Source organism: Psychrosphaera haliotis (assembly GCF_039523615.1).
GTDB lineage: Bacteria > Pseudomonadota > Gammaproteobacteria > Enterobacterales > Alteromonadaceae > Psychrosphaera > Psychrosphaera haliotis.
Map to the genome: position 1 here is coordinate 205,228 of NZ_BAAAFQ010000007.1, position 14,503 is coordinate 219,730.

Annotated in this window: 14 protein-coding genes; 8 read left to right on the forward strand and 6 right to left on the reverse strand. The window is 40.1% G+C overall.

The window, feature by feature from the left end:
• Nucleotides 1–114: 114 nt before the first annotated feature.
• The 4 genes from hemL to ABD009_RS10565 form a co-directional block, all read right to left on the reverse strand.
• On the reverse strand, nt 115–1,407 hold the full coding sequence (gene hemL, locus ABD009_RS10550) for a glutamate-1-semialdehyde 2,1-aminomutase (RefSeq protein ID WP_155696352.1): 1,293 nt from the start codon (nt 1,405–1,407) through the stop codon (nt 115–117).
• A gap of 24 nt (nt 1,408–1,431) precedes the next feature.
• Complete coding sequence (locus tag ABD009_RS10555) at nt 1,432–2,436, reverse strand: aspartate carbamoyltransferase (protein WP_343825212.1); 1,005 nt, start codon at nt 2,434–2,436, stop codon at nt 1,432–1,434.
• A 75-nt stretch (nt 2,437–2,511) separates the two neighbouring features.
• Nucleotides 2,512–3,024 carry a CopD family protein gene (locus tag ABD009_RS10560; RefSeq protein WP_343825214.1) on the reverse strand — a complete coding sequence of 171 codons (513 nt, stop codon included), beginning with the start codon at nt 3,022–3,024 and terminating at the stop codon, nt 2,512–2,514.
• Nucleotides 3,021–4,712 carry a chloride channel protein gene (locus ABD009_RS10565; RefSeq protein WP_343825216.1) on the reverse strand — a complete coding sequence of 564 codons (1,692 nt, stop codon included), beginning with the start codon at nt 4,710–4,712 and terminating at the stop codon, nt 3,021–3,023. The genes ABD009_RS10560 and ABD009_RS10565 overlap by 4 nt, the downstream gene beginning before the upstream one ends.
• Before the next feature lie 205 nt (nt 4,713–4,917).
• On the opposite strand from ABD009_RS10565, the gene ABD009_RS10570 reads away from it, so the two are divergent.
• Both ABD009_RS10570 and erpA read left to right on the forward strand, forming a co-directional pair.
• On the forward strand, nt 4,918–5,568 hold the full coding sequence (locus ABD009_RS10570) for a DUF6776 family protein (RefSeq protein ID WP_343825219.1): 651 nt from the start codon (nt 4,918–4,920) through the stop codon (nt 5,566–5,568).
• 69 nt (nt 5,569–5,637) lie between these two features.
• Nucleotides 5,638–6,012 (forward strand): iron-sulfur cluster insertion protein ErpA, encoded by a 375-nt coding sequence (gene erpA, locus ABD009_RS10575; RefSeq protein WP_155696347.1) that lies wholly within the window; start codon nt 5,638–5,640, stop codon nt 6,010–6,012.
• A 148-nt stretch (nt 6,013–6,160) separates the two neighbouring features.
• Here the strand turns inward: erpA and ABD009_RS10580 are convergent, their stop codons facing one another.
• Nucleotides 6,161–6,340: a hypothetical protein gene (locus ABD009_RS10580; protein ID WP_155696345.1), complete on the reverse strand. Its 180-nt coding sequence runs from the start codon at nt 6,338–6,340 to the stop codon at nt 6,161–6,163.
• Nucleotides 6,340–8,838, reverse strand: a complete 2,499-nt coding sequence (locus ABD009_RS10585) for a penicillin-binding protein 1A (RefSeq protein ID WP_343825222.1) — start codon at nt 8,836–8,838, stop codon at nt 6,340–6,342. The genes ABD009_RS10580 and ABD009_RS10585 overlap by 1 nt, the downstream gene beginning before the upstream one ends.
• Before the next feature lie 144 nt (nt 8,839–8,982).
• Between ABD009_RS10585 and ABD009_RS10590 the strand changes: the two genes are divergently transcribed.
• The 6 genes from ABD009_RS10590 to aroK all read left to right on the forward strand — a co-directional run bounded on the left by ABD009_RS10590 (nt 8,983) and on the right by aroK (nt 14,503).
• On the forward strand, nt 8,983–10,071 hold the full coding sequence (locus tag ABD009_RS10590; RefSeq protein ID WP_155696341.1) for a pilus assembly protein PilM: 1,089 nt from the start codon (nt 8,983–8,985) through the stop codon (nt 10,069–10,071).
• Nucleotides 10,059–10,628 carry a PilN domain-containing protein gene (locus ABD009_RS10595; protein WP_343825225.1) on the forward strand — a complete coding sequence of 190 codons (570 nt, stop codon included), beginning with the start codon at nt 10,059–10,061 and terminating at the stop codon, nt 10,626–10,628. Before ABD009_RS10590 ends, ABD009_RS10595 begins: the two co-directional genes overlap by 13 nt.
• Nucleotides 10,629–10,690: 62 nt before the next feature.
• Nucleotides 10,691–11,233, forward strand: coding sequence for a type IV pilus inner membrane component PilO (locus tag ABD009_RS10600; protein WP_343825715.1), 543 nt, complete (start codon nt 10,691–10,693; stop codon nt 11,231–11,233).
• Nucleotides 11,230–11,757 (forward strand): pilus assembly protein PilP, encoded by a 528-nt coding sequence (locus ABD009_RS10605; protein WP_343825227.1) that lies wholly within the window; start codon nt 11,230–11,232, stop codon nt 11,755–11,757. Before ABD009_RS10600 ends, ABD009_RS10605 begins: the two co-directional genes overlap by 4 nt.
• A gap of 30 nt (nt 11,758–11,787) precedes the next feature.
• Nucleotides 11,788–13,848, forward strand: a complete 2,061-nt coding sequence (locus ABD009_RS10610; protein ID WP_343825229.1) for a type IV pilus secretin PilQ — start codon at nt 11,788–11,790, stop codon at nt 13,846–13,848.
• 136 nt (nt 13,849–13,984) lie between these two features.
• Nucleotides 13,985–14,503 carry a shikimate kinase AroK gene (gene aroK, locus ABD009_RS10615; RefSeq protein ID WP_155696334.1) on the forward strand — a complete coding sequence of 173 codons (519 nt, stop codon included), beginning with the start codon at nt 13,985–13,987 and terminating at the stop codon, nt 14,501–14,503.

Consider the following 14,503-nt stretch of genomic DNA (forward strand, 5'->3'; position numbering starts at 1 on the left):
CAGAATTCCAATGCAAAAGGTCAATGAACAGGCACAAAAAAAGCCACGTTTGGTGGCTTTTAAACACGATTTTTATCCCGGACTATAAGTCCCGACTTCAACAGTCGCCAATAATTAATTCGCTTTTGCTAATTCCGCAAATGCTTCACCAATTACTTCAATGGTTTTGTCTAACATTGGACGATCATGCTTAATAGATACAAATCCAGCTTCAAACGCTGATGGTGCTAAGTAAACACCACGGTCTAAACAAAGGTGGAAGAACTGTTTGAATCGCTCACCGTCACATTCGCAAACTTGAGCAAACGTGGTTACTTTAGATGCTTCCGTGAAGAAAATACCAAACATGCCGCCCGCTTGTGCCGTTGCAACAGGAATACCGTGCTTAGCAGCTTGTGCTTCAACACCTTCTAATAAATAGGCAGTTTGTGCAGTTAGCTGCTCGTGAAAACCATCTTTTTCAAGTTCAGCAAGTGCCGCTAGACCAGCAGCCATAGCCACAGGGTTACCAGATAAAGTACCTGCTTGATAAACAGGACCGTCTGGCGCTAGGTGTGCCATCACTTCTTTTTTACCGCCAAAAGCACCAACAGGCATGCCGCCGCCAATAACTTTACCTAACGTTGTTAAGTCAGGTTCTACATTATATAGCCCTTGTGCGCTGCCTTTATGGACACGGAACCCCGTCATTACTTCATCAAAGATAAGTACCGCATTGTATTCATCACAAATCTCACGCAGACCTTCTAAAAAACCAGCTACAGGAGGAATACAGTTCATGTTGCCTGCTACAGGCTCAACAATAATACAGGCGATGTCGTCGCTGTGCTGCTTACAAATTTCTCTAACTGAATCTAAGTTATTAAACTCTGCTGTTAAAGTGTGTGCTGCAACGTCAGCAGGAATGCCTGGAGAGCTTGGTACGCCCATCGTTAATAAACCAGAACCAGCTTTTACTAAAAGCGAGTCTGCATGACCATGGTAACAGCCTTCAAATTTAAGAAGCTTGTTTTTACCTGTGTACCCACGTGCTAAACGAATGGCACTCATGGTTGCTTCAGTACCTGAATTCACCATTCGAACTTTTTCTATAGAAGGCAAAAACTCAGTGATTTTTTCCGCCATGGTAACTTCAATTTCAGTAGGGGCACCAAAACTTAAGCCATTTTCAACGGCGGCAATTACAGCATTTTTAATAGCTGGGTGGTTGTGGCCTAAAATCATAGGTCCCCAAGAGCCAACATAATCGATATAAGCTTTGCCATCGACATCATAAGCAATAGCGCCATCGGCTTTTTCGAAAAAGATTGGAGTGCCGCCAACGCCATTAAACGCGCGCACTGGAGAATTTACACCGCCAGGGATGTGCTGTTTAGCTTGTGCAAAAAGATCTGCTGATTTAGTCATAAAACGTTTATTACCTATTTAAAATTATTTTGAGCTTACCCAAGGAACATCACACTGAAATTTATCGACCTTGTCGGCTACTCCAAGCGTTAGTGCAAATAATGCCATTCTAATTAGAACGCCATTGTCTGCTTGGCGAAATATAGCCAAGTTTGGATTTTGGTTTAAATCGTTGTCGAGTTCATTCGCATCAGAGCGAGAGTCTCTTGGCAGTGGGTGCATGATTACCGTATTTGACTTACAATATTTTGTATAAATATCGCTATTCAAACGGAACTGACCACGGTATTTATTGGCTTCATCTTGGCTATCAAATCGCTCTTCCTGTATGCGAGTTTGGTAAACAATATCAGCACCAATATTATTTTCCATTTTGTCACTTATGGTGACCTTATGGCCCGCATTTTCTAGCGTATCAATAACGTAAGATGGCATTGATAACTCGTTTGGAGAAACCAAACTAATATGCATATTTTTATATAGCGCGAGCAACTTCGACAAAGAATGTACGGTTCTGCCATTTTTAAGATCACCCACCATTGCGATGTGCATGCCATCCACTTTTTGATCAAAAGCGGCGAGCTCTTTTTGAATGGTGAATAAATCTAACAATGCTTGTGTTGGGTGTTCATTAGCGCCGTCGCCGCCATTAATAACAGGCACTCGACTACCTTCGGCAAACTCTGCTACAGATCCGGCTTGCGGGTGACGCATGGCAATCACGTCGCTGTAACTGCTAATGACTCGAGCTGTATCGTAAAGTGATTCTCCTTTGGCCAACGCTGATGTTTGCATGCCAGTGGTCTCTCTAACTTCGCCACCAAGTAGGTTAAACGCGCAACCAAAGCTCACTCTCGTACGAGTCGAAGGTTCAAAAAAGAGGTTTCCTAAAATTGCACCATCTAATACTTTAGTTCTCAACTGGCGCTTTGCGTAAGGCTCCATTCGGCTAGCAATATCAAAGATATTTTGTAAATCGTCACGATTAAATTGATTAACTGAAAGTATGTGTTGCCCAGTAAAGTTCATCAGCTTAGTAGCCTATTTAAAAGAGTGGAACATGGTTGGAAGGCAATTTTAGCAGACCAACCCAGACTTCGACAATTAGAAAGGCTTAACAATCGCTAAGATAATAATTGCCAATAAAATTAATACAGGTACTTCATTAAAAATACGGAAAAAGCGAGCGGACTTATCATTTTTATTATCTTTAAAGCGCTTCAGTAAAACAAAACAATAACCATGATAGATATATAAAAATGCCACTAACAACAATTTTGCATGTAACCAGTGGCTCACCCTAAACCAGTCCATGCCGTAGCTATGGATGAGTAACAATCCAAATATTAAAGTGAAAATTGCGAAGGGCGTAACAAAATACAGTAATCGACGCTCCATCACTTTTAGGGTTTCAGATGTGTGGTCAATAGACTCGGTTGTTATCGTTTTTTGGTTAACCTCAGTCTGTTCTTTAGAACCGTTTTCGATTTTATCGTCAGGGTCTGAAGTAGCTTCATTTTCCGCATGGTAAACAAATAGGCGAGGCAAATAAAAAATACCAGCAAACCAAGCCACCATAAAAAACACGTGAAAAGCTTTATACCAAAGTATGATCATAACAAGGCGTTCCTATTCATTAGTATTGTGCGTAATTGTTCCCACGTGACGATGCCAACAATTTTTTCACCGCTGGTGCTGGTAATTAATGTCGCGCCGTCACGTTGATCTTTAATAAGTTCCCAAACGTGCGCTAGAGTTGAACGTGTATCCATTGTCAGTAACGGCGTGTATTTAACTTTGTCATTATTACGTGAGTAGCTGGTATCAAATTCTGCCAAAGAGTAATCAACGCCAAGGTCATGTTTCATAGCAACGATAAGCCACTGCGATTCATGCTTGTCGTTTAAGTGGAAACGGACATCCTGCTCAGTCACATAATTGATGAGTTTTAAATTAGTGTCCATTTCTGCCAATACACCAATTTTCTCTAATACGGTGGTTGCTGGCGGTGTTTGATACATCAGGCCTTGGAAATCAAGTTGCTGTAAGAAAATAGAGCGGTTTTTTAACCCTTGAGAACTGGTGATATACGCACTGGCAATAACAATAATAGCGGGCGTTATGGCAGCTGGATTATTGGTTAATTCAACCACAGCTACTAAGGCTGCTAACGGTGCATGTAAACTTGCAGCCATTAAACCAGACATGCCTAATACGGCGTAGGTCCCCATAAAATGAATGCTAGGATCGATAAGCATGACCAAGTTGGCAACAATTAAACCAATCAAAACACCTAACCCAAAAACTGGGCCTATGATGCCGCCAGGAATACCTAAACCTATTGCTACAAGCGTTAAAAATAGCTTTGAAACAAGCAGGATTACAAGTAGCTCTATATTAGTAGGGGAGATCATTGCCTGATTTATTGCGCTTGTACCGTCACCTAAGGCCTCAGGCACAAAATAACCGACAATAGCTGTTAAAACACCGGCTAATAAAAGACGTGGAAACATGTTCACATATCGGAAGGTTCGAATGATACGCATTAAGTTGGTATTAAAAATATATGCGCTGACGCCTAAAATAATGCCCAGCAATATCAGCCAAGGGTAGTGGCTACCTGGCAATGTAAATACACTAAGCTGTGCAAATTCAATGTGCTGGCCAAAAACGGCTTGAGTGATTATAGAACCTGCTGAGGAAGCCAACATCACTGGAATAAAAATGTGTATTTTATATTCCCGCAATACTACTTCCATAACAAATATAACCGCAGCTAAAGGAGTGTTAAACGACGCTGAAATACCGGCAGCTATACCACAGGCTGTTAATGTACGAACTGCGTTATGTGGAAGCCGAAGCCATCTTCCAAAATAACTCGCACCACTAGCACCAATATGAACGGAAGGGCCTTCTCGTCCAACAGAAAAACCACTGGCGAGCGCTAAAATACCACCTACAAATTGATTGGCTGTATTCCAAAAAGGCATGTTGCCATAATGAGCTTTGATTCGGTGGAGAACAAAAGGGATGCCGAGTCTGTAGTGCTTGTAGCCAGTAATATCTGCGAAGATAGCAATTAAAATGGCTGCAAAAATAGGTAAAGTAGGTAGTAAATAATCTAGGATGCTATCGAAAGGGCCGCCGGCTGAAAATGTCTCTTGAATAAATTCAATTGCTAGGCGAAAAACAACAATCAATAATGCCGCAGCGATACCGCCAAGCAGGCCTAGAATACTAAGCTGTATACTTGTTTGAGGTATTGCTAATCGTTTGCGCAAAGCATAAAGACTGTTAGATAGCATCTATGTTCCGGTATATTCTAAAAATACAGTGGTTACCTTCTTGGGTAACAAACCTTATAATGATGATTATAGTTAAACACAACTAGTCAAACTAAGGTCGCAAAGTGTACCATAAACCAATGACATATAATAAAAATTATCCAATATGAATGAGTGGCTCAGTTTTAATGGCCTAAAACAAAAATTAGGTCGATTTAGATTTTTAATGTTACTGATATTTGTACTGTCACTAACAGCATATATCAGCTACCAGATAGGTGGTAGTGTAAATCACTGGCAAAAGCAGCGATTAGTTAAACAGCAATCTCGGCTTGAAAGTTTGTATCAAGAAATTGATCAGCACGTAAGAAAAAACAACTATTTAACGGTTGAGTTGCAAGTTGAAAAAAAGGCATCAAAACAAACTCAAGAAGAGTTAGTGATGTTAAGAGAAGAGCTGTTTCAATTGCGTAAAGAGCTTAGCTTTTATCAAAAGGTATTGGCGCCAGAGCTAGTTGCCGACGGCTTGGCCATTGAGCAATTTAATATCGAACAAGATAAAGGCCAGAATCGTTTTAAGTTTCATTTTGCCGTTGTACAAACCGACAGCAAGAAGCGTAATGCAAAAGGTAATATCAGTTTGAATATTGTTGGGTATGAAAATGGCCAACGTTCAACAATTGATCTTGATAAGTTAGCAAACTTAACAGCAAAAGATTTACTCTTTAGTTTTCATTACTTTCAATATTTTGAAGGGCAATTTCAGTTACCGGAAGGTTTTATGCCTGCTCATATTGAAATTAAAGTAGTGCAACCTAAAACTCGATGGCAACCGTATAAGGCCTTTACTGAAAAGAGGGATTGGCCCGATTTATAGGCGCTGGAATACTTGATTAAATTTGTCAGGTATTAGATAATCGCGCCCCGTTTTTAAGAGGTACTTTTTATGACTAACATTGTAACACCGACTGCAGAATCAACAGAGACTCCAGAATTGCCAATTCAATTTTCTGATTCGGCTGCGATCAAAGTGAAGCAGTTAGTTGAAGAAGAAGAGAACCCAGCCTTAAAACTAAGAGTTTATGTAACGGGTGGTGGTTGTTCAGGTTTCCAATATGGCTTTACGTTTGACGAAGACGTAAACGCAGGCGACATGGAAATTGAAAAACAAGGCGTTTCTATGGTGATAGATCCAATGAGCTTACAATATTTAGTTGGCGGCATTGTTGATTACACTGAAGGCCTAGAAGGGTCACGCTTTTTTGTGAACAACCCAAACGCAACAACAACCTGTGGTTGTGGAGCAAGTTTCAGCGTTTAGTATTCAGTAAGCACTTTAAAAGTGAACGTTAAAAAAGGTCGATTATCATCGGCCTTTTTTTGTACTTACGCTAAGAAGTTCATTACACGTAAATTACACGTAAGTAGTTAAGTGCGCACAAGTAGTTAATTGCGGATAAAAATAGTAGTTAATTTAAGTAGTGATTTAGCCCGTACATCAAACCGAAAAACGCAGCAAGTGCCACTGAGAAAGCGATGATATAGAAAAAGCCTCGCTTTCCTTGCTCGATGCTCCAATTATTTATTCTTAAGTACTGCCACCAAATAAGGCTTAGCAACAGCGGTATAATAAAGAAAAACTTAATCATTAAAATATCCCTTCTTCTTCGTCAATGAGATCTTTTTCTTCATCGATAGTAATAGGTGAAAATTCGTCTACATATTTAGTGGGCTCAGTACCCTTTATGAAGTACTCAAACTCCGTTGTGTGGTCAGTTTTTCTAGAAAGCAGCCCTGTTTTTCTATCAATCCTTACGGAAACAATGCCTTCGGGGATCTCTCTATTGGCAAGCGGAATACTATCTGAAATTTGAGATATAAAAGTAACCCAACCTGGCAATGCAGTTGTAGCACCAGCCTCGGCACCTGACACTTGTTCATTGTTACCTAAATTAGAGTTAAATTTAGTTCGACCAAGCGATCTTCCTGGCGCATCAAAGCCAACCCAGGTAGTGGCAACAATCGATGCATTAAAGCCAGTAAACCAAGTATCAGCGGCGTCGTTTGTGGTACCAGTTTTACCACTGAAGTCGCGTCGACCAATAGCGCGAGCTCGCCATGATGTTCCATTCCAACCGTTACCCTTAGACCAAGTGCCGCCGCCCCAAATAGAGCTATTTAAAGCTTCAGATATTAAAAACGCATTTTCAGTAGAAATAACTCGAGGTGCAGGCATTTCTGCAGAAGGTGATTTAAACGTTTCTTCTAAGTTTACCGTCTCTTCTAGGTTAGCTACCATTTTAGTCGCCTGGTAAACCGTGTCACCAGCCACGTTTTCAATTCGCTCTATTAGGTTTGATTCAACCAAAAAGCCACCATTAGCGAATGTACTCATACCCGTTACTACGGACAAAGGAGATAAGGCTGCAGAGCCTAACGAGATAGTCTCATTAGATGGTAAGTCTGCTTTTGAAAAACCAAAGCGAGTTAAATAATCCACGGTTTTATCAACACCCATGGTACGCATTAACCTGACGGCCATTACGTTTTTCGATTCCGCTAAGCCTCGTCTCACTCGTGTAGGGCCGTTATAAGTTTCTGGTGAGTTTGAAGGACGCCAAACACTGTTCTTTTCCCATTTAGTAATAGGCGCGTCGTTTATTAACGTTGCTAAAGTGGCACCATTATCAAGTGCCCCTGAGTAAACAAACGGTTTTATGTTCGAACCTATTTGTCTTTTGGCTTGAGTTACGCGGTTATATTGATTGTGAGAAAAGTCGTAGCCGCCAACTAACGCCAAAATATCACCGTTATTCGGGTTCATGGCAACAAGTGAACTACTAACAGTAGGCTTTTGTCCTAATCTGAAGTTACCGCTTTCATCTTCTCGAACCCAAACTAAACCACCTTCCTTCAATATTTGCGACGCTGTTTCAGGAGCATCACCTTGCTTAGTATCACTTATGTACGGACGAGCCCATTTTAAATTATCCCAATCAATAATTTCTACGTTGCCGCCTTTTACTAACACATAAATTTGTTGTTCCATTACATTGGTAACCACAGCAGGAACTAAATCACCGTAATTTTTTATTCTGGACAAGTGTTTAACAATTTTTTCACTGGACCATTCAGCACCAGCTTCAGACGTGGTATCTAAATTTTCAGCATCCCATAAATAGCGACTTGGACCTCTATAGCCATGACGTTCGTCATAGGCATGAATGTTAGAACGCACCGCTTGACGTGCTGCGATTTGCGCATCACCTTTTATGGTGGTGAAAACTTTAAACCCTTCGGTATAGGCTGCTTCTAAACCAAAACGCTCAACCATCTCTTTTCTAACTTGTTCAGCAACATAAGGTGCTGGTGCAGTAATTTTTGCACCGTGCAGTTTAGCGGTAATAGGCGCACTTTTAGCTTCTTCAAAGGTTGCAGTATCAATAGCGCCCACAGTATGCATGCGGCCTAAAACAACATTTCTTCGCCATTTCGCTAAATCTGGATTTCTTATTGGATTGTATCTGGTGGTTGCTTTAGGGATTCCTGCAATCATTGCTAATTGCGGAAGAGTTAATTCACTGATGTCTTTGCCATAATAAACTTGTGCGGCTGCACCAATACCAAATGCTCGATTACCAAATGGAATCTTGTTTAGGTACAAGGTTAATATCTCTTCTTTCGACATTATTTGCTCAATGTGCAATGCGATATACACCTCTTTTATTTTTCGCATCCAGCGCTTATCAAGCGAAAGAAAGACATTTCGAGCTAACTGCATGGTTATCGTGCTTGCCCCTTGTGCTTTGCGGCCGGTGGAAATGACAGCGATGGCTGAGCGCACAATACCTATTGGATCAATGCCAAAGTGATCGTAAAAACGAGAGTCTTCCGTTGCAATAATTGCGTCTTTTAATTCTTGCGGAATTTCAGAGTAGAGTACCGGTGTTCGTCTTTTCTCACCGAATTGAGAAATGAGTTCTCCCTCTGCAGTATAAACTTTCATTGGGATTTGAAATTTAACATCACGTATTAAGTCTTCAGTTGGAAGGTCATCTTTAACGTAAAAATAAAACCCGATAACAACTAATATGGACAACAATGTCCCAAAAAATACTAGCTTGCCTAACTTTTTGAGCCAACCCATTGAATAAACCTAGAAAAAAATATGTTATGACGATAATGTAGGTAGTATAACCGGAACAGGATTCTATAAAAGGCTTTTTATTCATACAAAAAAAGTCTAATCTTTAGTTTGTAGGATAAATAACAGGTAGCTCAGTGACTTGACATGTTAGATACAATTAGGAAGTTATTCACAAAAAGTGTTCCCTATATGGTGGGGATAGACATAGGCTCTCATTCTGTTAAAGCCGTATTGCTCTCAGAGCAACATGGTGTATATAGAGTAGAAGAAGCGCTTGTGGAACCTATGCCAAAGGGAATGATAAAGGATAGTGAAATTCAGGACATTGAAGCTGTTGCTCGTGTTGTGAATAAAATCAGAAAGCAAATCCCAAAATCAATTAAGCATGCCGCCGTAGCCATTTCTGGCTCAAGTGTCATTACTAAAGTCATCTATATGGACGTGACTCTTTCTGATTCTGAATTAGAAAGCCAAATAGAAATAGAAGCGGATTCTTTAATACCTTATCCCCTTGATGAGGTTAGTCTGGACTTTGAAAAGATCGCAGTAAATAAAGCAGACCCTTCAAAAATAGATATTCTTTTAAGTGCAGCCCGAACCGAAAATATTGAAGCTCGCTCTCACGCTGTTAATGAAGGCGGTTTTGAGCCTAAGGTGCTAGACGTTGAAAGTTATGCACTGAGTAGGGCTGGCCAGTTGTGTATTGGTCAATTGCCTGATGACGCAGACAAGAAAGTAGTTGCATTTATTGATGTGGGCTCACAAATAACCTTATTAAGTATTATTGAGGGCGAACGCTCTTTATATACCCGAGACCAAGTCTTTGGTGGTGAGCAATTTACTAACTCAATTGTTTCTTATTATGGTCGTTCTTTTGAAGAGTCAGAGAAAGCAAAAGTAAACGGTGACCTTCCGCCTAACTATACTTTTGAAGTGCTGGCTCCTTTTCAAACGGCACTATTGCAGCAAATTAGACGTTCTATTCAAATGTTTTTAAATACCAGTGAAAAAGACAACGTCGATTATATTGTTTTATCCGGCGGCACCTCCTTAATATCAGGCTTAGATAGATTGCTTATTGATGAGTTGGGTATTCATACTGTGATTGCAAAACCATTCGCAGAGCTTGAAATTGCTGCGGAACTTGATTCAGAAGACATAGATTTAATTCAGTCCCAGTTAATGATTGCGACTGGCTTGGCATTAAGGAGCTTTTCACAATGCCATATATAAACCTCTTACCTTGGCGAGAAACCGCTAGAAAAGAATTACAACAACAGTTTTTGGCGATTTTAGGGATGCTATCTGCTGCTGTGGTGATTTTATTATTCCTTTTAAGCGTTTATTACTCTAAGCAATTAGAAGGTCAGCAATATAGAAATAATTACCTACAAAGCGAAATTTCAATTTTAGATCAGCGTATTAGAGAAATAAGAAACCTTAACGACACTAAAGCCGACCTTAATAAGCGAATCGAACTCATCGAGCAACTGCAAGAAAGTAGGAACTTAGGCACTGAAATTTTTAATGAAGTAGCAGGTATGGTACCAACAGGTATTTATCTAACAAAAATTGAGAAAAAAGGCCCTGCTTTACTCATAAACGGAAAGAGTGAGTCTAACAATAGACTTTCTAATATGATGAGAAATATAGAAAAATCGGACTTGTTAGAAGCCGCGGATTTAGATTCGATTGTGGCTGGTGAAAAGGACGCCGCGCTGTTAAGTGATTTTACAATGACAGTGTCCGTGAAAAAGTACGTTGTTGAAGGTAAAGGAGATAAAAAGTGAATTTAGATAAATTTAACTTTGATTTCTCGGACTTTGATATCAATGACATCGATTTCGAAAATATGGGCTCTTGGCCTAAAGCCGCAAAAGTAGCGATGGCAGCAATCGTTTCTATCGCAGTGGGCATTGGCAGTTACATGCTTTTAGTTAGCAGTGAAGTAGAAGCGCTGGAAAATGCAGAGCTTCAAGAAATTCAGCTGAAAAACAACTACCGAATAAAATACGGTGCTGCAGTAAACTTGGACTCGTATAAGAAACAGATGGTTGATATGGAAGAGAAGTTCTCACTGCTCCTCAAACGTCTGCCTACCTCACATGAAACTCCTGGTTTACTCGATGACATTACATACGTAGGTACGACTTCCGGTTTGTCATTTATCAAAATTAACTGGCTCCCAGAGCTAGAAAAACAATTTTATACGGAACTACCTATTCAAATTGAGGTGATAGGTGACTATCACGAGTTTGGACAGTTTGTAAGTCAAGTTGCTGCTCTGCCAAGAATTGTAACCTTACATGACTTTTCTATTAACGAAGCTGATGGCGACAAACTGCGCCTTAATGTTGTCGCGAAGACTTATCGTTATAAGGAGACTGAAAAATGATTAGAGTTGTTTTATTAATACTCAGTTTATTTTTAGTTGCCTGTAATGATGATGTTTCTGACATACAGCAATACATGAATAAGATTAAGTCTGGTACGCCAGTGAAAATCGAACCTATTCCTGCGGTAAATCAATTTCAACACATTGACTACTCGATGATATCTCGACGTAGTCCGTTTGATTTGCCGTCACCAGAAGTTATCCAAGAAAACTACGAGCCAGCTCAAAATTGTTTGGCTCCAGATCCTAGACGGCGTAAACAACCGCTGGAAAAATTTGCTTTGGACAATTTGAGTATGAGAGGTACTCTAGGTACGGACAAAGAAGTTTGGGCGTTAATTCAAGCTTCAGATGGGTCATTACATAGAGTGACAGAAGGGAATTTTGTTGGCTTGTATAATGGCCGCATCACATCGGTGAGTGACAATAGAGTTATTCTTGTAGAATTAATTCCCGATGGCGCAGGTTGCTGGAAAGAACGCACTGCGAGAGTACAATTGGCCGATAGTTCGGTAAATGAATAAAACTAATAAGAATATGGACTGCTAATTACAATGAAAAGTAACGTTATGTTTTATAGAATATTGACGGCATTTTTTGCGCTATTTTTGACTTTCACTGCTGCCTCAGTGCCGCTACTTTATGACATTCGCTATACACCCATTGTAAAAGGCGAAACAGAATTAGAGTTTGTTTTTGATGAAAACTTGTATTCTGATCCGAGTGTGCAAGTATTTAATGAGCCAGCCAGAATAGAATTGTTTTTCGATGAAACCGACTTTGATGAAAGCTTGGTTAATATCCTGATTCAAAAAGAAGGCGTTATCAATATTGAGACAAAGCACCAAGAGAATGGTGTTTTAGTTAGCGTATTATTAGATTATCTCAAACTGTACAAATCTAGAGTTGAAGGTAACAAGTTTTTCATTCGAATCTCTGACAACCCAACCACTGAATTGCAATCAAACAATAATACTAACATTGAACTAATCAATAGAATTCAAGCACTGGACTTTAGGCGTGGAGAAGAAGTTAACTCTGCAACAGAAGGGCGCGTTCTCGTATTTTTACAAGACAATATGGCAGCCGTAGACGTTACCTCTAAAGAACAACAAATATTTATACAATTCCATAACACTGACATATTAACCGACTTACTTTATAAAATGGATGTTGTAGATTTTGGTACCATTGTAACGGGGTTAGAGACTTTTCAAAGCGGAACTAACAGTCAGCTAGTTATCGATATTGAAGGTGATTTTGAATATGATTTTCAGCAACTGGATAATATCTTTACGTTAACAGTAAATCGCGCTCCAGAGCAGCAAGGTACATTGGCAGGTGGCTCAGAGTATCAAGGGCAGCCAATGTCGCTTAACTTCCAAGATTTACCAATTCGTACTGTGTTACAGATTATCGCAGATTTTAATGGCTTTAATTTAGTGGTTTCCGACACGGTTTCAGGAACATTAACGCTACGATTAAACAGTGTTCCTTGGGATCAGGCATTAGATATTGTGCTTAGAACAAAAGGTTTAGACAAACGAATGGAAGGCAACGTTTTAATGGTGGCGCCTTCTGATGAGTTGGCTGCAAGAGAAGCTCGAGAGTTAGAAGCTAAAAAGAAAGTAGAAGAATTTGAAGTTTTAGTATCCGAGTTTATCCAGATAAACTATGCTAAAGCTTCTGAAATAGCGGCGTTACTTAAGTCTGAAGGTACCTCAATTTTAACACCTCGTGGTCAGGTTTCGGTTGATGCTCGTACTAATACTCTACTTGTTAAAGATACAACAAGCGGTATTGAAACAGTTAAAAAAGCAGTTAAAACACTAGATATCCCAATTAAACAGGTTCTGATTGAAGCTCGTATGGTGACAATTAGGGATAATATTGATGAGCAATTGGGTATTCGTTGGGGCATCTCAGGCAATAGCTCAGATGGTAGTAGCTCAACGGGCGTTTCTGGCTCGCTAGAAGGCGCTAGTCAAACTCGTTTGGGTACAATAGGTTCTGACTCAGGTCCTAGATTGAACGTGAACCTACCTGTGGCAAGTCCAGCTGGTAGCATCGCGGTGCAAATTGCTCGTTTGGCGGATGGTACATTGCTTGATTTAGAGTTATCAGCTCTAGAACGAGAAAATAAAGGTGAGATTGTAGCAACACCAAGAATTACTGCGTCAAACCAGCGCATGTCGCGTATTGAGCAAGGTACTGAGATACCGTATGTTCAAGCAGCATCAAGTGGTGCAACATCAGTTTCATTTAAAAAAGCGGTGTTAAGTTTAGAGGTAACTCCTCAAATTACGCCGGATAATAGTGTTATTTTAGATTTAAACATAACTCAAAATGCTCGTGGCGATACAGTTTCAACCCCAACTGGCCCTGCTGTAGCAATTGATACGCAACAATTACAAACCCAGGTTACTGCGCGAAATGGCGAAACCATTGTTTTAGGTGGTATTTACCAGCAGCAAGTAATAAATAGTGTTAGTAAAGTGCCTTTGTTAGGTGATATACCATTTATTGGAAGAGTATTCAGAACGGACACATCCTTCAACGAAAAGAGAGAGTTACTGATTTTTGTAACACCAAAAATTGTAACGGATGCATTATAAACGCATTTGATCGTCAACTCTTTCTTGCATTTTAGCTACTTTTTTTGCGATAATTCGCGCCTTATTTTTTGGGCGCGACTTTTTGTGTCTGGGGCTTGTTTGTTAACACACTAAAAATGTATTTGAATTAGGTAATATGGCTGAAAAACGTAACATCTTCTTAGTTGGTCCTATGGGCGCAGGTAAAAGTACTATTGGTAGGCACTTAGCAGACCAGTTGCATTTACAATTTGTCGACTCTGACCAGGAAATTGAACGTCGTACCGGTGCAGACATTGCCTGGGTTTTTGATATTGAAGGTGAAGAAGGGTTTCGTCAACGTGAAGAAACTGTTATCACCGACCTTACAGAAAAACAGGGAATCGTGTTAGCGACTGGCGGTGGTTCAGTTGTTAGCAAAGAAATTCGCAACCGATTATCGGCACGTGGAATAGTAGTTTATTTAGAAACTCCTATTGAAAAACAAGTTGCTCGTACGCAGCGAGATAAACGTCGTCCTCTACTTCAAACTGAAGAGCCGGCTCGTGACGTTTTGATTCGACTTGCAGAAGAACGCAACCCTCTATACGAAGAAATTGCTGACATCGTTGTTAAAACCGATGAGCAAAGCGCACGTGTAGTGGCGAATGAGATAATTAGTAAACTAGACTTCTAA